The organism is Thermosynechococcus sp. GLH187 (assembly GCF_031583395.1).
GTDB lineage: Bacteria > Cyanobacteriota > Cyanobacteriia > Thermosynechococcales > Thermosynechococcaceae > Thermosynechococcus.
On sequence record NZ_CP134175.1, the window covers coordinates 2,046,624 to 2,066,556 of the forward strand.

21 protein-coding genes are annotated in these 19,933 nt (G+C 53.8%); 8 read left to right on the top strand and 13 right to left on the bottom strand.

Features of this window, described 5'->3' with window-relative positions; genetic code table 11:
* Window positions 1-66: 66 nt before the first annotated feature.
* On the top strand, window positions 67-597 hold the full coding sequence (locus RHI63_RS10070; RefSeq protein WP_310821554.1) for a YqhA family protein: 531 nt from the start codon (window positions 67-69) through the stop codon (window positions 595-597).
* Between the two features lie 29 nt (window positions 598-626).
* Here RHI63_RS10070 and RHI63_RS10075 read toward each other — a convergent pair whose 3' ends face one another.
* The 3 genes from RHI63_RS10075 to RHI63_RS10085 all read right to left on the bottom strand — a co-directional run bounded on the left by RHI63_RS10075 (window position 627) and on the right by RHI63_RS10085 (window position 3,659).
* Window positions 627-2,765: an EAL domain-containing protein gene (locus tag RHI63_RS10075; protein ID WP_310821555.1), complete on the bottom strand. Its 2,139-nt coding sequence runs from the start codon at window positions 2,763-2,765 to the stop codon at window positions 627-629.
* Between the two features lie 140 nt (window positions 2,766-2,905).
* Window positions 2,906-3,220, bottom strand: a complete 315-nt coding sequence (locus tag RHI63_RS10080) for a hypothetical protein (RefSeq protein ID WP_310821556.1) — start codon at window positions 3,218-3,220, stop codon at window positions 2,906-2,908.
* Window positions 3,221-3,527: 307 nt separating this feature from the next.
* Window positions 3,528-3,659: a hypothetical protein gene (locus tag RHI63_RS10085; RefSeq protein WP_302677689.1), complete on the bottom strand. Its 132-nt coding sequence runs from the start codon at window positions 3,657-3,659 to the stop codon at window positions 3,528-3,530.
* 119 nt (window positions 3,660-3,778) lie between these two features.
* Between RHI63_RS10085 and nrdR the strand changes: the two genes are divergently transcribed.
* Window positions 3,779-4,267 carry a transcriptional regulator NrdR gene (gene nrdR / locus RHI63_RS10090; protein ID WP_206200049.1) on the top strand — a complete coding sequence of 163 codons (489 nt, stop codon included), beginning with the start codon at window positions 3,779-3,781 and terminating at the stop codon, window positions 4,265-4,267.
* Here nrdR and RHI63_RS10095 read toward each other — a convergent pair.
* The 4 genes from RHI63_RS10095 to RHI63_RS10110 are packed head-to-tail and all read right to left on the bottom strand — an operon-like array spanning window position 4,264 to window position 7,071.
* Window positions 4,264-5,460 carry a GNAT family N-acetyltransferase gene (locus RHI63_RS10095; RefSeq protein WP_310453757.1) on the bottom strand — a complete coding sequence of 399 codons (1,197 nt, stop codon included), beginning with the start codon at window positions 5,458-5,460 and terminating at the stop codon, window positions 4,264-4,266. The two genes, nrdR and RHI63_RS10095, sit on opposite strands and share 4 nt — an antisense overlap.
* Window positions 5,461-5,504: 44 nt before the next feature.
* Window positions 5,505-6,497 (bottom strand): pentapeptide repeat-containing protein, encoded by a 993-nt coding sequence (locus RHI63_RS10100; RefSeq protein ID WP_310742995.1) that lies wholly within the window; start codon window positions 6,495-6,497, stop codon window positions 5,505-5,507.
* Window positions 6,498-6,545: 48 nt separating this feature from the next.
* Window positions 6,546-6,797 (bottom strand): hypothetical protein, encoded by a 252-nt coding sequence (locus RHI63_RS10105; protein WP_302678207.1) that lies wholly within the window; start codon window positions 6,795-6,797, stop codon window positions 6,546-6,548.
* Entirely contained in the window at window positions 6,790-7,071 is a 282-nt protein-coding gene (locus RHI63_RS10110; protein ID WP_011057702.1) for a helix-turn-helix transcriptional regulator, read from the bottom strand. Before RHI63_RS10110 ends, RHI63_RS10105 begins: the two co-directional genes overlap by 8 nt.
* Window positions 7,072-7,114: 43 nt before the next feature.
* Here RHI63_RS10110 and RHI63_RS10115 point away from each other — a divergent pair, with 43 nt between their 5' ends.
* Window positions 7,115-8,512: an aminotransferase class I/II-fold pyridoxal phosphate-dependent enzyme gene (locus RHI63_RS10115; protein ID WP_206200053.1), complete on the top strand. Its 1,398-nt coding sequence runs from the start codon at window positions 7,115-7,117 to the stop codon at window positions 8,510-8,512.
* Here the strand turns inward: RHI63_RS10115 and RHI63_RS10120 are convergent.
* The 6 genes from RHI63_RS10120 to acpP form a co-directional block, all read right to left on the bottom strand.
* Entirely contained in the window at window positions 8,509-9,054 is a 546-nt protein-coding gene (locus tag RHI63_RS10120; RefSeq protein WP_225901561.1) for a DUF3727 domain-containing protein, read from the bottom strand. The genes RHI63_RS10115 and RHI63_RS10120 overlap by 4 nt on opposite strands.
* 180 nt (window positions 9,055-9,234) lie before the next feature.
* Window positions 9,235-9,645, bottom strand: coding sequence for a hypothetical protein (locus tag RHI63_RS10125; RefSeq protein ID WP_190278265.1), 411 nt, complete (start codon window positions 9,643-9,645; stop codon window positions 9,235-9,237).
* Between the two features lie 4 nt (window positions 9,646-9,649).
* The gene (locus RHI63_RS10130) at window positions 9,650-10,051 is read right to left on the bottom strand and encodes a hypothetical protein (protein ID WP_206200055.1); all 402 of its coding nucleotides are present in this window, start codon (window positions 10,049-10,051) and stop codon (window positions 9,650-9,652) included.
* 107 nt (window positions 10,052-10,158) lie between these two features.
* Entirely contained in the window at window positions 10,159-12,153 is a 1,995-nt protein-coding gene (gene tkt / locus RHI63_RS10135; RefSeq protein WP_206200056.1) for a transketolase, read from the bottom strand.
* A 35-nt stretch (window positions 12,154-12,188) separates the two neighbouring features.
* Window positions 12,189-13,451 (bottom strand): beta-ketoacyl-ACP synthase II, encoded by a 1,263-nt coding sequence (gene fabF / locus RHI63_RS10140; RefSeq protein WP_206200057.1) that lies wholly within the window; start codon window positions 13,449-13,451, stop codon window positions 12,189-12,191.
* Between the two features lie 4 nt (window positions 13,452-13,455).
* Window positions 13,456-13,701, bottom strand: coding sequence for an acyl carrier protein (gene acpP / locus RHI63_RS10145; RefSeq protein WP_149819108.1), 246 nt, complete (start codon window positions 13,699-13,701; stop codon window positions 13,456-13,458).
* 221 nt (window positions 13,702-13,922) lie between these two features.
* Here acpP and RHI63_RS10150 point away from each other — a divergent pair, with 221 nt between their 5' ends.
* The 5 genes from RHI63_RS10150 (at window position 13,923) to RHI63_RS10170 (ending at window position 19,723) form a co-directional block, all read left to right on the top strand.
* Window positions 13,923-16,187, top strand: coding sequence for a ribonuclease R (locus RHI63_RS10150; RefSeq protein ID WP_310821557.1), 2,265 nt, complete (start codon window positions 13,923-13,925; stop codon window positions 16,185-16,187).
* A gap of 36 nt (window positions 16,188-16,223) precedes the next feature.
* On the top strand, window positions 16,224-17,219 hold the full coding sequence (fmt, locus tag RHI63_RS10155) for a methionyl-tRNA formyltransferase (RefSeq protein WP_206200059.1): 996 nt from the start codon (window positions 16,224-16,226) through the stop codon (window positions 17,217-17,219).
* A gap of 132 nt (window positions 17,220-17,351) precedes the next feature.
* The gene (locus RHI63_RS10160) at window positions 17,352-17,675 is read left to right on the top strand and encodes a ribbon-helix-helix domain-containing protein (RefSeq protein WP_206200060.1); all 324 of its coding nucleotides are present in this window, start codon (window positions 17,352-17,354) and stop codon (window positions 17,673-17,675) included.
* Between the two features lie 44 nt (window positions 17,676-17,719).
* Window positions 17,720-19,249 carry an AAA family ATPase gene (locus RHI63_RS10165; RefSeq protein WP_206201683.1) on the top strand — a complete coding sequence of 510 codons (1,530 nt, stop codon included), beginning with the start codon at window positions 17,720-17,722 and terminating at the stop codon, window positions 19,247-19,249.
* Window positions 19,250-19,369: 120 nt separating this feature from the next.
* The gene (locus tag RHI63_RS10170; protein ID WP_149819118.1) at window positions 19,370-19,723 is read left to right on the top strand and encodes a DUF1257 domain-containing protein; all 354 of its coding nucleotides are present in this window, start codon (window positions 19,370-19,372) and stop codon (window positions 19,721-19,723) included.
* The last annotated feature ends 210 nt before the right edge of the window (window positions 19,724-19,933 follow it).

The following is a 19,933-nucleotide window of genomic DNA, read 5'->3' on the forward strand; positions in this document are numbered from 1 at the left end:
TTTCCCACCTTCTTTGATTGGCGAGTGCCTCTGCTAGGATGTTAGGAGCTTTTGGTGCTCTTGGTAATGCGAAGCTTATCCCAACTGGAGAGGCTTGTTGAGCCTTTTCTCTGGTATTTCCGTCTTTTTGTCATTATTCCCGTCATTTTTAGCCTACTCAGTACCTTTGCTCTATTTATTCTCGGCAGTCATGAAATTCTTTTAGGGCTGGGCATCCAATTTCGCAATTATGGGGATTCCACAATTTATATCAAAACCCTTGGCTACATCATCACGGGTATTGATTTGTATTTAATTGGCATTATTTTGTTGCTGTTTGCCCTCGGTATCTATGAACTGTTTATTTCTAAAATTGATGCGGGTCTGGCTCGCGATCGCGCCACTGATGTTTCCCTGATGCAGGCTCAGAGCTTAGATCAGCTTAAGGATAAACTGCTAAAAACAATCGTCATGGCTCTAGTGGTGACTTTCTTTAAGCAACTGATTGCCTTCAATGTCAAAACGCCCCTTGACCTACTCTATCTGGCCACCGCAATTCTGATTATTGCCATCAGCACATACTTGATGTACCGCGTCAGTTCAGAAGCCCATCACTAGATGCTTAGGGTTTCCAAGAAATGGTGTTTCTAAGTAGCATGAATCTGCGCCAACAGGGCATCCACCTGCTCAATACTCAGGGGTTGCGAGAAATAATAGCCTTGGGCATAGTCACAGCCCAGTTCCCGCAGTCGCGTCACTTGATAGGGATGCTCCACCCCTTCGGCAATCACTTCTAGTTCCAATCCCTTTGCAAGGCTGACAATGGCATCAATGACGAGGTGTTTTTGGCTAGTTTCGGTGATCAGCTTCACAAAGCTGCGATCCACTTTGAGGATGTCAATGGGAAGATTGGTCAAGTAGGAAAACGAAGAATAACCCGTGCCAAAGTCATCGAGGCTGAGCTTGATGTCTTGAGCCTTGAGTTTAAGTAATATGTCGCGCACCTGATCGGGCTGATCAATGCCTACACTTTCGGTCATTTCGAGGTGCAGGCAATGGGGGGGAATCTGGGTTTGCGCCAAGGCGGCTGAGATTTGCTCCAAAAGGGCAGGGTACATCAGTTGCCGATTCGATAAATTCACATTCACAGACAACTGACACTGGGGAAATTGCTCGTGCCAGTGCTGAAGATCGCGGCAAGCCCGCCAGATCACCCAATCGCCAATAGGCAAAATGAGTCCCGTTTCCTCAGCAAGGGGAATGAAGCGATCGGGCAGTAATAAACCTTGGGTGGGATGTTGCCAGCGAATCAGGGCTTCAAAACCGTAGAGACGATTATCACTAAGACGATAGATGGGCTGATAAAAGAGGGTAAATTCATCCCGCTCAATGGCTTGGCGCAACCCCACTTCAAGGGAGAGGCGATCGCGCGCCATCAAATGCATTTCTTCACTAAAGACTTGATAGCGATTGCCCCCCGCCAGCTTGGCACGATACATGGCAATATCGGCATTGCGCAAGTAGTTTTCTGCTTTTTCAATGTGGGACGATCGCGTGGCCACGCCGATACTCACCCGCAGCGTAATTGGTTGATCTTTGACCATAAAGGGTTTATCGAGTTCACAGCGAATGCGATCGCACACCCCCAAAGCATCGTTGTTGTCACGAATATCATCCAGCAAAATCACAAACTCATCGCCGCCAATACGAGCCACGGTGTCATCGGGGCGCACAATTCGGGTGAGGCGATTGGCCAATTCAATCAAAATCAAGTCACCGCAACTGTGGCCGAGGCTGTCGTTAATGACCTTGAACCGATCAATGTCAATGAACAAAATGGCAAACTTGTAGTCGGGACGACGCCGACCATGGCGAGCCGCCTGTTCAATGCGGTCAAAGAGGAGCGTGCGATTGGCTAGCCCCGTCAGCGAGTCATGGAGGGGATCATGGAGCAACTGTGCCTCGGCAAGGCCATGTTCCGTCAAATCGGTCAGAGAACCTGCAACCCGCGTGGCATTCCCGTAGGCATCCCGCAACACCAGCCCCCGTGCCAACGCCCAGCGATAAGAGCCGTTGCGATGTTGAATGCGAAACTCTTGGTGGAAATGGGGGGTTTGGCCGCGCACATGGAGCATTAAATTCAATTTGACCCGCTCAACATCTTGGGGGTGTATCCGCTTGAGCCAATCGTCAATGTGGTTGCCAATTTCGTGATCCTGATAGCCGAGAATATTTTTCCAGCGCGAGGAATAAAACGTCTCATTGGTCGTCAAGTTCCAGTCCCAGATGCCATCATTGATGCCACGGGTGAGCAACGCGTAGCGATCGCTGGTTTCCAGCAACGCTGCTTGGGTTAACTTTATATCGGTGATGTTGTAGCCGCAGATCAGCCCCGCCCCATTGGGAAACCGCACAAAAGCCCAGATCATCTCTCGGACTTGACCATCCGCACCATGGACAGGTACTTCCTGCCAACCGCTGGGGGGATGAATCATCCAATAGCGAATTTGCCGCTGGGTCTCTGGATCGGGAAAACACTGGCTCAAAAAATCCCGCGAGAGCAAGTCCCCCGTATCCCAGCCCAACTGGGTCGTCACCTCTTGGTTAATGGAGTAAATCTGCCCTTCATTGTCATAGAACAGGATCAGCAGAGGTAAACGGGCACAAACCCCCCGCAGCAACTCGTAGGGGTCTGCACTGGCTGGAAAATCAAATCCATAGCCCGCCTGCCCACCCATGATTGGATGACCAAATTGAGGAAATAAAAAGGAGGAATTGTGCTCCATAATCCTATCCTAGCTTTGGCGCTTGGAAAATAACAGGTGAAGCCAGCCAATGGCACTAGAAAGACCCCTTCCCCTTGGGGCCTCCTTCGACATCATTCGTTGCAAACCCCGCAGATTTTTGTATTTTCTAACCTGACTGGTTAAGCAATATCTAATTGTTGCCCCACCTCTGGTGAGGTATATTTTAATCCCAAGATCCAGAAAATTTGCTGCACAATTGCCTCATATTGCTCACTAGAGAGGAGGTCTTTTTTCTGATGTAAAAGAATTAACCGACTCAACTGTTCGGTGGCGGTTGCCAACTCCTCAGCCTCGGGATAAAGACTCTCCAGTACAGCGCCCAGATCCGCTTCTGCCGTAGCCACCCCTTCAGCAATCACAGGCTTGAGCATTGGCGCATACCGGCGCAGTAGGCGCCGTAGGTAATAAATTTGGGAAATGGATAGGTGTAGCATAATTACTTGATGCCTGCTTTGCCAAGGCAACAATAGAAAAATTTTGGCTTCATTCAAAACCTACCACGCACCTCGGGGAAAAGGGGTTGCTTAGGCTACACTATCTTAGGGAATGTTCTAAATTTTTCTTTAATTTCTTGCTGCTTTTTTATTGATTAGACTCGTCCTTTGCTCTTATCTTTATGATTCTTAACATTTTTTTATAGTCAATCCCTAGGGTCTCCTAGGCTTTTTTGCGGCCATTGAGGGGTCGTTGCAACGAAACTCTTTTCAGAACGATAACGGCAAGGCGGTTGGTGTTTTCAGCCTAGTGCGCAAAAAAGCCCACAATCACCAGCGGAATAAAGAGGCTTAGGGCAGCAATGAGGAGTAAATTTTCTGGCTCGACGTTAATGATCGTGGGTTGATTACGTTTCTTTTGGGGGTTTGGATCGGTCATGGCAGGATACCCGATGGATACCCCTAGCCTAACAAACGCTGTCGCAGCCCTTGCGAATGTTAATCGCTCGAAAGAATCGGCTATGATACTCTCAGGTGCCTAAATAAGCGGGGATCCCTATGCAGTGTCCCTATTGCCACCATACGGATAGTCGGGTTCTAGAGTCTCGATCGGCAGAGGGGGGGCAAAGTATTCGGCGGCGTCGAGAGTGCCTCCAATGTAGCCGTCGCTTCACCACCTACGAGCGGATTGAGTACGTTCCTATTACGGTCATTAAACGCAATGGCGATCGCGAGTCCTTTGATCGCTCAAAATTGTTGCGGGGCATCATGACCGCCTGTGGCAAAACCAACATTCCCCAACAAAAAATTGAAGCCCTCGTAGATGATATTGAGGCGGATTTGCAGTTGCGATCGCGCCGCGAAGTCACCAGCGCTGAATTGGGGGAAGCAGCACTCCAACGGCTGCGTCATCTTAGTGAAGTGGCCTATGTTCGTTTTGCTTCGGTCTATCGCCAGTTCCAAGGGATTAGTGATTTTGTTGCCGAATTAGCCCATCTCCAAGAGACCCCTGCTTCACCAGAGTTGGTGACGGCCTCCCAGTCTTAGCGCTGCTTCATCGGTAAGTCGGCATTAATTGTGTCAATGAGCCGCTGCTCCTCGTCATTGATCTGGTCAATGTAGTGATCAAAAATTTGCGCTAACTGCGGTGCATAGAAGCGGTGCAGGCTGTAGTTGGGCGTCGCTGGGAAGCCCCGCCGTTTTTTATGGCGTCCGCCCGCCCCCGGATCAAAGCGCTGAATGCCGTTGGCGATCGCCCATTCAATGGGTTCATAGTAACAGGCATTGAAGTGCAGGCAATCAATCTCCTGGACACTGCCCCAATAGCGACCGTAGAGATTGGCTCCCTTGGTAATACAAAACGACATGGCAATGGGACGCTGACCGCCATTGCTGGGATAGGCAGCAAAGAGCACCACGCGGTGACGATAGCGATCGCTCAGGGCTTCAAAAAACTGCCGTGTTAGATACTTGCTGCCCCACCAGCCAAATTTGTCGCAGGTATCGGCATAGAAATCGTACATCTGTCGCAACAGGCTGCGGCTGACCTCATCCCCCTGATGAACTCGAAACGTGAGATCCGCTTGAGCCACGGCCTTGCGTTCCCGCTTGATGTTGCGGCGTTGGTTGGCATTGAAGTCCGCCAAATAGTCGTCAAAGGTCTGATAGTTGCGATTTTGCCAAATGTAACTGTGGTGGAGCCACGCACGATAACCGTAGGCTTCGGCAGCGGGTTGCCATTGGGGATCGACGTAGAGAAAGTGGCAACTGGAAAAACGGTGACGCTGACAGAGGCGATCAATTTCGTGGAGCATCACCTTGGTCATCAGAGCCACATCCACTCCCTCGGCCATGAGAAAGCGATAGCCCACCGCCGGCGTAAAGGGCGCCATCCCCAGCAGCTTCGGATAATAGCGAATGCCCAACCGCGCCGCCAGCTCTGCCCATTGGTGATCAAAGACAAATTCCCCTTGACTGTGGCCTTTGACATAGAGGGGAGCGGCAGCGACCAGTTCCCGCTGACCTTGGCGATCGCGCCAAACCAAGAGATGATGGGGGAGCCAACCGGTTTGCAGCGTTGCACTGCCAGAGGCTTCAATTTGGTGCAGCCATTCCCATTCAAAGAAGGGGGTTTCTAGGGGCAACGCAAGAGCATCCCACTGCTCCTCGGGAACGCTGGCGATCGCATTCACCCACTGAATCGTTAGCTCCGGTGCCAGTGCCGCTGCAAACTCTGCCATACCCCTCAGGGAAACTGCGTCTCTGTTGTACTATAGCAAGTGCTTTAGATAAAGACACTGCCATCGGGCATTAATGCCTGCTCCAAGCAAGCCTCCAGCAACAGGGCACTACTGAGATCAGCACGCATTAGGTTGGCTTGACGTAAATTGGCACCCTTGAGATTCGTGCGGGCTAGGTAGGCATCAATGAGGCGAGCTTCTTGCAAATCCGCCCCGGTGAGATCCGTACGCCGCAAATCCGCCTTATTCAAAACCGCTTCCCGCAAGTTCACCCCTTGAGCTTGGGCATCATCAAGCCGCGCCTCAGAGAGAATCGCTTGACTTAAATCCGCTTGCGTGAGAATCGCTCCCCGCAGGTCTGCTTGAGCCAGCCGCGACTGCCGTAAGTTGCTTCCCACCAGATTCGCCTCATAGAGAATGGCACGGGTGAGAATCGCCCCCTGAAGATTGGTATTTGCCAAATTGGCTTGGGTCAGGTTGGCGGCATTAAGGTTGGCCTCCTTGAGATTGGCTCCCTTGAGGTTAGCCCGTGATAAATCCGCTCCTGCCAAATTCGTTCCTTGGAGATCGACTTGGCGGAGATCTGCACCCACCAGACTTGCCCCCTCCTGATAGTTCTCTTTGCGAAAGTTAGCACTGCGCAGACAGGAGCCAGCCAAAACCGTATGGCTTAAATTCACCTGTCGCAAGTCACTACTCAGGAAGTTGCAGTCGCGAAAAACCGCCAATGTGAGATCTGCCCCCTGCAAATTGGCGCGATCAAAAACGCAACCATGACATTGGGCATCACGAAAATGGCTATCGTTAAAAACTGCTTGGGTAAAGTTGCATCCTTCCAAGCGTGCTCCCGTCAACAGAGCATAACTAAAATCAGCACGGCCAAAATGACAGAACTGCAAGTGTGCCCCCTGTAAACTAGCACCCCGCAAATCAATGCCGATTAAATCGGCGCCAACCAGATTGAGGCCAGTCAGATTCACAGTTTGAAAATTGGTTTGACCCTTGGCATAGCAGGCGAGCAATTCTGCGGATTCCATCGTTAGTCTCCAGCAGGGAGCAGCATTGGCATTCCAGCAATACCATACCTATAGTGAACCCTGCCAGTCCCCATACTGCAGTCCATAGTGTTGGAGAATCTCCTCACAGCGTGCTTGCATGTTTGGCGTTGGCGGCCAAGTCACGGCAATGCCTTCAATTTGGCTCAATTCGTAGTCAAAGCGGGAACAGGTTTGGGGCAACAGCCGCACAGAAATCCCATCAAGTAACTGCAAGTGGGCAGCCAGCTCACGATAGACGGCCAGTGGCAGGCGGGGATTGTAGTACACACGTTCACTCATGGGGCTGGGTAGGGGGGGTGGGCAGTGCACAACAATTGACATCATTCAAGCAAACTTTACCCCACGCTAAAGCCCAGCGCACAAGTGCCACACGATTTTCTGATTTTGTTTTCATCAGAATATTACTGATATGGTTATCTACCGTACGCTTGCTGATGTCTAGTTTGGCGGCAATGTCTTGGTTGGTTAGCCCCGCCGCCACAAGCTCCAACACCTGTAGCTCACGCTCCGACAGCAGTGAATACTCCAACCGATCGTCTTGCGGTATAGACATCCCTAAATCCGTATAATTACTTAGACCCTTATACTCATTCTAGTTGACGATTTCTCTCCTTGCTGCTCTTTTAGCCCAAAACCACACGATTCCCTTACACACGCCCGGCCATCAACGGGGTCGAGGCATGGAACCGCTGTTGCGTGCCCTTTGGGGAATGGCCTTAGCCCAAGATTTAAGTGAGTTGCCCGGCCTTGATAATTTGGCGCAGCCAACAGGAGTGCTGGCAGAGGCACAGGCGGCGGTAGCGGCGACGGCGGGGAGCGATCGCGCTTGGTTTTTGGTGAATGGTGCCACCAGTGGTCTTTTAGCCGCACTTCTAGCCACGGTAGGGCCGGGCGATCGCGTTCTTGTGGGGCGCAATGTCCACCGCTCAGTGATTGCGGGACTGGTGTTAACGGGGGCGAAGCCCGTCTATTTGGGAGTCGCGGTTGATCCCCAGTGGGGGCTGCCGTTGCCCATTACCCGTGATGTGGTTGCCGCCGGCTTGGCTGCCTATCCCGATACCAAGGCGGTTGTGCTTGTCAGTCCCACCTATGAAGGCCTTTGCTCACCCTTGGTCGAGATTGCTCAGTGCGTCCATGACCACGGTTTGCCCCTCATTGTCGATGAAGCCCACGGCAGTCATTTTGCCTATCATCCCGCCTTTCCGGTAGCTGCTTTGGCCGCAGGCGCAGATGTGGTGGTGCAGTCGTGGCACAAAACCCTCGGCACGTTAACCCAAACGGCAGTGCTGCATCTGAAGGGGGAGCGGGTGTCCCCTGAGCGCTTGAGTCAAGCCCTGAACCTCGTGCAAACCACCAGTCCCAGCTATTGGTTTTTGGCAGCCCTTGAGCGGGCGGGGGTGCAGATGGCTGAGCAGGGAGAGCAAATCTACGCCCGACTTCTCCAGTGGGTTAAGACCTCTCAATGGCCTTTGCCGCGCTGGCAGCCCACAGGCATCCCTCAGGATCCGCTGCGATTGACCCTAGGGACGTGGTCGATCGGTCTGACGGGGTTTGCCCTAGATGAGCTGTTGCAACCGCAGATCATTGCTGAATTTCCCAGCGGGCGATCGCTCACCTTTTGCCTTGGCCTCGGTACCAGCCAAACAATGCTCGAAATCTTGGCCGATCGCCTAAAAAGTGTTTGCGCCGAATACTGCTACCATGCCCCTCTGCCACCACTGGCCATCCCCCCAATCCCTAACCTTGAAGAACCTACGCTCTCACCACGGGACGCCTACTTTTGCCCACAGGCATCGGTTCCCCTCAAGGCGGCCTTAAATGAGATTAGCGCCGAGACACTCTCCCCCTACCCACCGGGAATTCCCGCTGTTATCGCCGGGGAACGGATCACTGCATCAGTGATTGAAACCTTGCAAACCCTCCAAGAGCTGGGGGCAGAGATCGTGGGGGCTGCCGATCCTACGCTACAAACCCTAAGAATCTGTAGGGTCTAGTCTTCCCAGTCCTCCTCTTCAATGAGATGGCTCACCAAATGCTGTTCCAAGAGGGGTTGCAGGTGTTGAAAATCTTGGGGAGAGAGGAGTTCAGGTTCTTGACCGGGGACAAGACGGGCAACGTACAGGGTCGGACTCAGGGGCGTATAAACGCTGTATTCTCGCGTACCGCAAAAGAAGCTACTGCCGAGGGGTTGATACTCCTCAATGTCATCATCGGCTTCCACTTCAACCGTGAGAATCTCATCTTCATCCAGATCCGGTAGTTCACCCGCTACGGTGAGGGTCAGTGCAGTGCGCTTGAGGGTGAGGTTTTGTTCTTCAAGGATGGCACGGGCTGTATCAAAGACCGCATCAATTTCCTGCTCCTCTAGGGGCACCAAGGTTTCTTCCTCGTCGTTTTCGACCACGACCGCAAAAATTTCTACGGGATAGTCCACTGGCCGCAGCAGCGCATAGGTTTCCCCTTGCACATTCAGACGAAACTCGATGTAGCAGTCGAGGAAGCGACCGTCATCATCGTAAAGGCGGAGTTGCTCCATCTCCTCCTCGAAGTCTTCCTCCTCCCAGGGCTGCTCATTACTGTTTTGCTGGTTTTGATAGTTTGAACCCATGCTGCTTCGGTAAAAAGATTCCCTATGGCATTGGAGCATACCATGCAGCGGGTCGCCGTGGGGCATTCCCTGTGGCAGCCTTGGTTAATTTTCTACAAAAAATTAAAATTAAGGGGGATCTAAGCCGGCAAATAGGGCGGCAACCACCTGTGCTGCCTTCTGATCGAGCTTGTGCCAGTCCACCTCCCCAGCAGGGTCAAAGAGGCTGAGGTCAGCTTGCACCTCCCCCACCTGAAAGTCATGGATGCCGCTGTAGTCGAGTTCTGGGGTGTACTGCTGAAAACAAATTTGGTAGCACAGCTCCCACAGGTTCACCCGCTCTTGGCGATCGCCCTGACGTAAGTGCAGCCAGTAGAGAATTTGTGGTTCGGCTTCACCACAGGGAATCTCAACGGTTTCATAGGTGCCCTGCCAAGGGGAAGTTTCTAGCGATCGCCGCAGATGATCAAGCAGGCGAATCAGTGCCGGTTGAATCAGTTGTGCCGCTGCATACCAAGGATGATCTGTGTTGGCCGTCATGAGACTAAGCGAGGGGTTTTTTGACATTGTAGGCTTCGTGGGAGAGCACACTACGGGGTTCAATGCGATCGCCCGTGTCATAGCAGATGAGGCGATAGTCATAGCTCAGGGGAATACTAATAATGCGGCGATCGTGATTCAGGCGCTTGCCCTTGAACTGGCGATAGTCGGCCCCTGCAAGGAGTTCTGCAATCACTTGGCGGGCTTTGAGGACAATCCACTTGGGCAATCCCTGTAGATCCACCACATCCTTGGCAAAGGTGGCCTCCCACTCCTGCCGTGCCAGTCGTGCCTGTTCCCGTTCTGCTACCTCTAGAGCTTTTGCTTGGATCAACTGAGCGCAGTAGTGGCAAACCTGACCATAGCCTTGGTGGCCGCAGGGAAATTTTTTCCGACGACGTGGCATAGGGCGTTCTCAAAAAAACTCAAAAAAAGCAAAACAGGGCAGAGAGTTATACCCCCCACCCTGAGCATCTATTGATATTTTCCGTCTAAAGGCGTACCACCGGCAACTTAGCCAAGCAGGGCATTGGCCTTGGCCACCACATTGTCCACCGTGAAGCCAAATTTCTCCATGAGGACGTTACCGGGAGCCGAGGCACCAAAGCGCTCGATCGACACCGTTGCATCGGCATAGCGGCACCAACCAAAACTCGAAGCCGCTTCTACAGCAAGGCGTTTTACCCCCGCAGGGAGCACACTGGCTTTGTACTCAGGGGATTGCTCCTCAAACAGTTCCCAAGAGGGCATGGACACGACCCGCACCTTCTTGCCACTGGCCGTCAGGGTTTCAGCAGCCTTGACACAGAGGGAGACTTCTGAACCGGTGCCAATCAGGATCAAATCGGGTGTCCCTGCACAATCTACCAGCGTGTAGGCACCTTTGGCGACATTGGCCGCAGAGGTACCGGCCAAGTTGGGGACATTTTGCCGCGTCAGTGCCAAGAGGGTTGGCTGTTTGCGGCGTTGGACGGCCACTTGGTAGGCACCCGAGGTTTCATTGCCATCGGCAGGACGGATCACCAGTAGGTTGGGAATGGCACGCAATGAGGCCAAGGTTTCCACGGGTTGGTGGGTAGGGCCATCTTCACCAAGAGCAATGGAGTCGTGGGTCATCACATAGATCACCCCCGCTTGGGAGAGGGCTGAGAGGCGCAGGGCAGGCCGCAGGTAATCGGCAAAGACCAAGAAAGTGGCACAGTAGGGAATCAAGCCGGAATTGTGGAGAGCAATGCCGTTGCAGATGGCGGCCATGCCGTGTTCCCGTACGCCAAAGCGAATGTTGCGATTTTGGTACTGGCCTTTTTGGAAGTCACCGGAGCACTTGAGTTCGGTGAGGTTGGAGTGGGTCAAGTCGGCAGAACCGCCAATGAGTTCCGGCAGATTGGGGGCGATCGCGTTCAGGCAAATTTCCGAATGCTTGCGGGTGGCCACAGCCTTATCTTCAGGAGTGTAGCTCGGCAGATTGGCATCCCAGTTGGCGGGCAGCTCACCCCGCAGCAGCCGTTCAAATTCGGCAGCCTCCTCAGGATACTTTTGGCGATAGGTGGCGAGGGTTTGGTTCCACTCCGCTTCATAGCTAGCACCGCGCTCCACGGCTTTGCGGAAGTGGTTGAGGACATCCTCGGGGACAACAAAAGGCTCATAGTTCCAGCCAAGGTTTTCGCGGGTGAGCTTGACTTCCTCAGGCCCAAGAGCAGCGCCGTGCACCCCAGCGGTGTTGGCTTTGTTGGGGGAACCATAGCCAATGGTAGTGGTGACTTTAATGAGTGAAGGTTTATCGGTTACGGCTTTGGCCGCTTCAATGGCTTTGGCAATGCCCGCAAGATCCGTATTGCCATCGGCGACGTGCTGCACGTGCCAACCATAGGCCTCAAAGCGCTTGCAGACATCCTCTGTAAAGGCAATGTCGGTGGAACCGTCAATGGAAATGTGGTTATCGTCGTAGAGGGCAATGAGTTTGCCTAAGCCCCAGTGACCCGCAAGGGAGCAGGCTTCGCCGGAGATGCCCTCCATGTTGCAGCCATCGCCAAGGATAACGTAGGTGTAGTGATCCACTAGTTTGACATCGGGCTTGTTGAAGCGAGCCGCTAAGTGGGCTTCCGCCACTGCTAAGCCAACGGCGTTACAAATCCCTTGACCGAGAGGGCCTGTGGTCACCTCCACACCGGGGGTTTCAAAGTTTTCCGGGTGACCGGGTGTGCGCGATCCCCATTGGCGAAACTGTTTAATGTCCTCGATGGTGACGCTGTCGTAGCCCGTGAGGTAGAGCAGGGCATACTGCAACATACAGCCATGACCCGCCGAAAGGACAAAGCGATCGCGATTGAACCACTGCGGATTTTTGGGGTTAAACCGCATGAACTGGTTCCACAGCACATAGGCCATGGGTGCTGCCCCCATGGGTAGGCCGGGGTGCCCGGAGTTGGCCTTTTGCACCGCATCGATCGCTAGGAAACGAATCGCATTAATACAGAGTTCATCAAGGGATTGAGTCACCGCAGGCATTGCTTTCTCTCTCTAATTGGGTTTGCAGCAGACAGTTAACGATCGGGAGTAAATTTGCGGAAGGCCAACGTGACGTTGTGCCCACCAAAGCCAAAGGAGTTGGACAAAGCCACCGTCACCGGACAAGCCCGGCTCTGATGGGGAACATAGTCCAGATCGCAGGCAGGATCCGGTTGCTCCAAGTTAATTGTAGGGGGGATGCGATCGTGGGCAACTGCCATCACCGTTGCGATCGCCTCAATACCCCCTGACCCCCCTAGGAGGTGCCCCGTCATGGATTTTGTCGAACTCACGGGAACGCGACGGGCATTTTCCTCACCAAGGGCACGTTTAATGGCGGCAGTTTCCGTACTGTCGTTGGCGGGGGTGCTTGTACCGTGGGCATTGATATAGCTCACCTGATCCGGGGCAATCTCCCCATCCTTGAGGCAGGCTTCAATGGCACGGGCCGCCCCTTCTCCCCCCGGTGAGGGAGCAGTCATGTGGTAGGCATCACAGGTCAAGCCATAGCCCACCATTTCTGCATAGATGCGTGCCCCCCGGGCAAGGGCAAATTCCAATTCTTCAAGGATCAAGATGCCTGCCCCTTCCCCAAGGACAAAGCCATCGCGGTTGAGGTCAAAGGGACGGCTGGCATGGTGGGGGTCATCATTGCGGGTGGACAGGGCACGGGCTGCCGCAAAACCCGCCACCGATAGGGGAGTAATCGCTGCCTCAGTACCGCCACAGATCATCGCCTTGGCATAACCGTGCTGCACCATGCGGAAGGCATCGCCAATGGCATTGGAACCCGCTGCACAGGCGGTCACGGAACAGGAATTGGGGCCTTTGGCACCGGTGTGAATGGCGGTGAGTCCGGCGGCCATATTGGCAATCATCATCGGGATCATAAAGGGACTACAGCGATCGGGCCCCTTGGTGAGATAGACCTCCTGCTGATCCTCCATCACCTTTAGCCCGCCCACACCCGTACCAATAATGATGCCAATGTCAGTGGCATTGCCCTCGTCAATCGTCAATTGGGCATCTGCAAGGGCTTGCTTACTGGCAGCCACGGCAAATTGAGCAAAGCGATCCATGCGTTTGGCATCTTTGCGATCCATGTAGAGGGTGGGATCAAAGCCACGCACCTCACCCGCAATGCGGCAGTCATGACGACTGGCATCAAAAGCCGTGATGTAATCAATGCCGTTGCGACCGGCCATTAACCCTTCCCAATACTCCGCAAGGGTGTTGCCGAGGGGGGTAATTGCCCCCATCCCCGTGACAACGACCCGTTTTTGGTGCGCCTTTGCCATGGATCTATGCAGCTACCTTATTGTTGATAAAGTCAAGGACATCTTGGACGGTTTTCAGTTTTTCCGCCTCTTCGTCGGGAATTTCCACACCAAACGCTTCCTCAAGTGCCATGATCAACTCCACGGAGTCAAGGGAGTCAGCATTGAGATCCTCGGCAAAACTTGCTTCGGGCACAACTTTTTCTGCATCAACACTGAGTTGATCGGCAACAATGGCTTTTACTTTTTCGAGAATTTCAGACTGATTCATAGATGCCTTAACCGGATGGACAACGATTGAGAACAGTAATTGATGCGGGCGATCGCCATTCCTCAAATCTAGGATGTTTCGTGCCCAGAATCAACGCGCCATAATTATAGGACAGATTGGGGATCCCCTAGGATGCTTCCGCAACTGTGATAAGCTACAGTTTGGATACTTGACACCAACAACGCTACATCCACTATTGCCCTCCCTTCACCGAGTTGCCGATGCATTTTACGATTGCCAGTCTGCTTGCCAACTTTAGCGAAGATAAATTTGTTGCCCCCAAGGTTCTCGAAAAAAAACTCGGCTGTGACGATCCTGAGAGCCAGCGAGAACTGGAAATTGCCCTCGATGCCCTAGAACGCATTGGTCTGCTTATTAAAGAACGGGGCAAGTATCGCCGCGCCAGTGATGATGGCTTGATTGAAGGGCGGCTGCGCTGCTCCAGCAAAGGGTTTTGCTTTGCGATTCAGGATACCGAGGGTGCCGAAGATATTTTTGTGCGCGAGCATCAACTCAGCACTGCTTGGAATGGCGATCGCGTGCTGGTGCGGGTCACCCGTGAAGGCCGCCGCAAGAAATCTCCAGAGGGGGAAGTGAAACTGATCCTTGAGCGGGGAAACCCCTCGGTGATTGCCCGGGTGAAACAGACCGAAGATGGGTTTCGGGCCACACCCCTCGACGATCGCCTGCTCTTTGAAATTGCCCTTGAACCCAATGACCTCGTCCCCGATCTATCCACGGTGGTGGATCAACTGGTGCATGTGAACATTCGCCGCTATCCCTTGGGGGGGTACCTGCCGACGGGGGAAATTGGCCAGATCCTAGGGAGTGATGCCCAATCGGCACCTGCTTTGGACTTGATTTGCTGCAAACATAATCTTGTCCGCCAATTTAGCCCCGCCCTGCGGACAGCAGCCGCCACCTTAAATGCCCAGTTGGAAACCTTGGACTTGAGCGATCGCCAAGACTTGCGGGAACTGGTCACCATTACCTTAGTGGCTCCCGGCCAAGAACCCCAAGTGGCCTTTTCCCTCGATGCCCTCGAGCAAAATCTCTGGCAGTTGGGGATTCACATTAGCGATGTGGGGGGATTGCTCCCCCGCGATGAACTGCTGGATCGCACTGCTCGCCGTCAGGGTATGACCCTCGCCACCCCTGAACTGAGTTTGCCCCTCTTGCCGCAGGAATTGGAGAGGTTGCGCTTGCTGCCGGGGGGCGATCGCGCTGCCATTTCGCTGCTGATGGAGATCAACAATGCCGGTGAAGTTCAGTCCTACAGAATTTACCGCAGTTGTATCCGCGTTGATGCCTGTGTCACCAGTGAGCAGGTGGCGGCCACCCTTGCCCTAGGGGATAGTTCCGGTGATTGGTTGCGTGCCCTGATTCACCTTGCCAATGCCGTGAGTCAGCAACGACAGGCACGGGGGAGTATTGAAGTCACCCCAGCGGATGCCCTGAGCCTTGCCTATGCCGATGAGGGTCTCGCCCCCGCCATTCCCCTACCGAGGGTCACCCCTTGGACAAGCTTAGTGATCCTTGCCAATGAACTCCTTGCCCGTCATTTGGCGAAGTTGGGGGTACCGGCTCTCTACCGCACGCAGCCTGTGCCCGAACTCTATGCCGTGCAGGATTTTCTCAAGCTCTGCCAAAATCTCAACTTGCCCTTGAGCCTAGACAATCCCGCGCAGGTCACGTCCCGCGACTGTCAGCGCTTTATGGCACAATTGGCTACCTCGGATCTGGCAGCCGTGTTGCAGGAACTGTTGCTCGATAAACTCAAACCCGCCAGCGATGCCGCTGTGGCGCTGCTCCACTTTAGTTTGGCCACTGGCGAGGGCTATGGCCATTTCTGCTCACCCCTCCAACGCTACACTGACATTGTGAATCAGCGCATTTTACACATTCTCCTGATGGAAGGACGCGATCGCCGCGGGCCACGGGCAAAAGAGCGCGTCAATCTTGGCGAGTCCAGTTGCTTGGAGCAGGTGAATTGGACCGTCTTCACCACCGATACCCAGCGGGAAGTGGACACCCTGGTTAATGAATTAGCTCCCCACCTCCAAGAGCGGGAGCGGCAAATCTACACGGCTTGGAAGGATTTGGTGGGGCTACAACGGGTGCGCCAAGTCCAAGCCTGCATCGGCGAAGTGCGTTCGGGCATTATTACCGGCGTGCAGTCCTATGGCTTCTTTGTGGAACTGATTGACTTTAATGTTGAGGGCTTAGTCCACGTCAGCTCCCTCAAGGATGACTGGTATGAATACCGTGCCCATGCCCAAACCTTGACGGGTCGGCGTAACCGCTTGCGCTACCGCTTGGGCGATCGCGTGGAAGTCCTGATTAAAAATGTGGATTCCTACCGCCAGCAGGTGGATTTGGCGGTCATTAGTGGTGGCTCCCAAGCGACGGAAGAAGATCTGAACGGCGCTAGTGATGGTGGGGAAGCCCTCACTCCTTCTGAGGATGACGCTCCTGAGACTCTCTAAACCAGCAGTTGACGTTTTGCAGGGAGTGGGCAGCGGTTGAAAATCATTTATTTTGGCACACCGGAGTTTGCCCTTGCGCCGCTACAACGGCTGCTGGAAACAGAGACCTATCAAGTGTTGGGGGTGGTCACCCAGCCCGATCGCCGACGGGGACGGGGCAACCAATTATCGCCTTCTCCGGTCAAGGCCTTAGCCCTTTGTCACGGGTTACCAGTTTGGCAGCCGGAACGTCTGCGTCGGGATCCAGAGCTGCCTGAGGTCTTGCGATCGCTAGGCGCTGATGTCTTTGTGGTGGTGGCCTACGGTCAAATCCTGCCCCCGTCGATCCTTGAGATTCCCCGTTACGGCTGCATCAACATCCACGGCTCGCTGCTGCCGAAGTATCGCGGTGCCGCTCCCATTCAGTGGGCACTCTACCATGGCGAAGGGGAAACCGGCGTGACGACGATGCGCATGGATGCGGGTATGGACACAGGCCCAATGCTCCTGAAGCGCAAAGTAACGATTCATCTAGGAGATAACGCTGCTACCCTCAGTGCCAAGCTCAGTGACATCGGTGCCGACCTCCTACTAGAAACCTTGCAGCAACTGCCACAGCTTCAACCCGAACCCCAAAACGACGCTGAGGCTACCTACGCACCGCTCATTCAAAAAAGTGACTATGCCATTGATTGGGGGCGATCGGCCCTAGCCCTTCACAACCAAGTGCGCGCCTTTTACCCCTATGCCTATACCCAGTGGCAAGACACCCCCTTGAAACTGCTGCAAACGTGGCCATTGGTGCCCGAAGTGAGGGCCGAATTACCGGAACCTTTACAGTCTTTTGTTTGTGAGCCTGAGGCAGCTTCCGCCCCGGGTACGGTGGTAGAGCTAATTAAGGGATGGGGCCCCGTGGTACAGACGGGCAAGGGTCGCCTGCTGCTGAGTCAAGTGCACTTGAGTGGTCGCAAAGCCCAATCGGGGTGGGATTTTGTCAATGGGGTACGGCTGGCGATCGCCACTCAATTCGATATGATGCCCTCAGCCCTGTAACTGAGTTTTAAGCACGCGGGGCTTAATGTAACTAAATGTTACGATTTTGCCGTTTTGACAGCATTTCACCTTGACACCCCTCGGATCGGCTCACTACACTGGCACACATACCTAGGTACGTCTCTAACCCCTATGGAAGATAAGCAAAAGGTTACGTTGTATCTATCCCCCGATGTGCACCGCCAGCTCAAGATTGCCGCTGTCGTCGAGCAGGAAACGATGTCCACCCTTGCTGAACGTGCCATTGAATTTCTGCTGGCTCACCCAGACGTACTGGCGGAATATGCCGAGCAAAAGCATGGCAATGTGCATCGGGTTTACCACTGCCCAGAGTGTGCTAGTGCCCTTGTCCTGCGGGGGGATGAGCTAACGGCCTTGGTCAATCAGCCCACAGTGATTGATGACGACAGCCTCAGTGTTCCTTCGCTCTCCGTCGAGTTGGTGTCTGCCCGCTAGTGGCGGGGGTGTTGGGTCAGCCTTGAAAGAAGGAGGTGATTGCTGTGCAAGAAGAATTGAGTATCCTCATCCAAGCGCAATATCCGTTGATCTACCTCCTGACCTCTGAAGAAGAGCGGGCTGAGCAGGCGATCGCCACCATTGCCCAAAGTCAAGTCGGGCCTCAAGGGCGGTCTCCCCGCAAGCTCTACATCTGGACAGTGACCCACGGCATGGTCGAGTATGGCCATCCCCGCAACAACAGTCACCACAACACTGTCTCGCCGGAAGCTGCCATTCAATGGGTTGTTCACCAACGGGAACCGGGCATCTACGTCTTCAAGGATTTGCACCCCTTCATTGATTCGCCCCCTGTGACTCGTTCTTTACGGGACGCGATCGCCAGCTTCAAAAGCAGCCACAAAACCATTATTCTCATGTCCCCAGAAGCAGCGCAGCGGATTCCTGTCGAACTGGAAAAAGAAATCGTTGTCGTTGACTACCCCCTACCCAGTATCAACGAACTAGATCAGGTTCTCGGGGAGCAACTGGATCCCCGCAATCGCCGCCTCACCCCTGAAGTACGGGAAAAACTCGTCAAAGCCACCCTTGGCCTGACGCGGGATGAAGCTGAAAAAGTTTTTCGCAAAGCCAAAGTGACCGCTGGGCGCCTTACGGAAGCCGAAGTGGACATCATCCTCTCTGAGAAAAAGCAACTCATCCGCCGCAATGGCATCCTCGAGTATATGGAAGTGGATGAAACCATTGATTCGGTCGGCGGTCTAGAGGAACTGAAAGTCTGGTTACGCCAACGCTCCAACGCCTTCAGTGAAAAGGCGCGTGAATACGGCTTACCGCAACCGAAGGGGATGTTAATTTTGGGGGTCCCCGGCTGTGGGAAGTCCCTGATTGCCAAAACCACCTCCCGCCTTTGGGGCTTGCCGTTGCTGCGCCTTGATATGGGGCGCGTCTATGACGGTTCAATGGTGGGGCGATCGGAAGCGAATTTGCGCAATGCCCTGAAAACCGCTGAATCGATCTCCCCTGCCATTCTCTTCATTGATGAAATGGACAAGGCCTTTGCGGGCGGAGCAGGCTCCTCGGACTCCGATGGCGGTACCTCAAGCCGGATCTTTGGCTCCTTCCTCACTTGGATGCAGGAGAAAAAGTCTCCCGTCTTTGTCTTGGCGACAGCCAACCGCGTCGAACGGCTCCCCGGTGAATTTTTGCGCAAAGGTCGCTTTGACGAAATTTTCTTTGTGGATTTGCCCAATGCCGAGGAGCGCAAGGAAATCTTTCGCATTCACCTCACCAAGCGCCGCCGCGACATTGATCGCTTTGACCTCGAGCAACTCGCCAATATCTGTGATGGCTTTTCAGGTGCCGAGATTGAGCAGGCCATCATTGCTGCCATGTACGAAGCCTTTGCTCAAGGGCGCGAGTTTACCCAGTTAGACATTATTGCCGCTAGCCGTGCCACTCAACCCCTTTCCAAGACGATGCAAGAGCAGGTCACGGCACTGCGGGATTGGGCACGCCAACGGGCGCGTCCGGCGGCTGCTTCAGTGGCTGAATACCAGCGACTGGAGTTTTGACAAGCTTCCTTCTGTCTGCCCTGCGCAGATGGGAGAAAGACCCGACCACAGGGGTTTGGTTCGCCATAAATTGTGGTTCATTCAGTCCAATGTTTCTGTCTCAATCTGGAGGAAATCCACATGTCTCACTTCAGCACCCTGCGTACGAAAATTACCGATGCTGAAATCTTGAAAGCGTCCCTGCGGGATCTGGGCATTACGGTGAAAACCAATGCCGATGTGCGTGGCTACAATGGCCAACGTGTTCGCTCTGACATCGTCGCTGTCCTCGATGGCGAGTATGATCTGGGCTGGTCTCGCAATGCTGATGGCACCTTTGATCTGATTGCTGACCTCTGGGGTGTGGCCAAAAAACACAACCAAACGGAGCTGATCAACTCGATCAACCAAAAATATGCCATCAACAAAACCTTGGCTGAGGTGAAGCGTCCTGGCCTTCAGAACGCCAACGTCAAGCTTGTGGTGCATAGCTAATCCTGTTGCCAATTGCTTTGTACTGTCTAGCGCGCGTTCCCAAGTAATCCGCTGGCTGACTCCCTAGGGGTCGGCCTCTTTTTTTATCTCAGGATTACGAATATGGTATTTTGGCGGTACAGGGAAGGATGGCTTATAGTTATTGAGTTCTGGCCAGCACATTCAAGAGCGTTTTTCTCCAGAGGCTAAGCTAGTCGTTGCCAGTGGAGA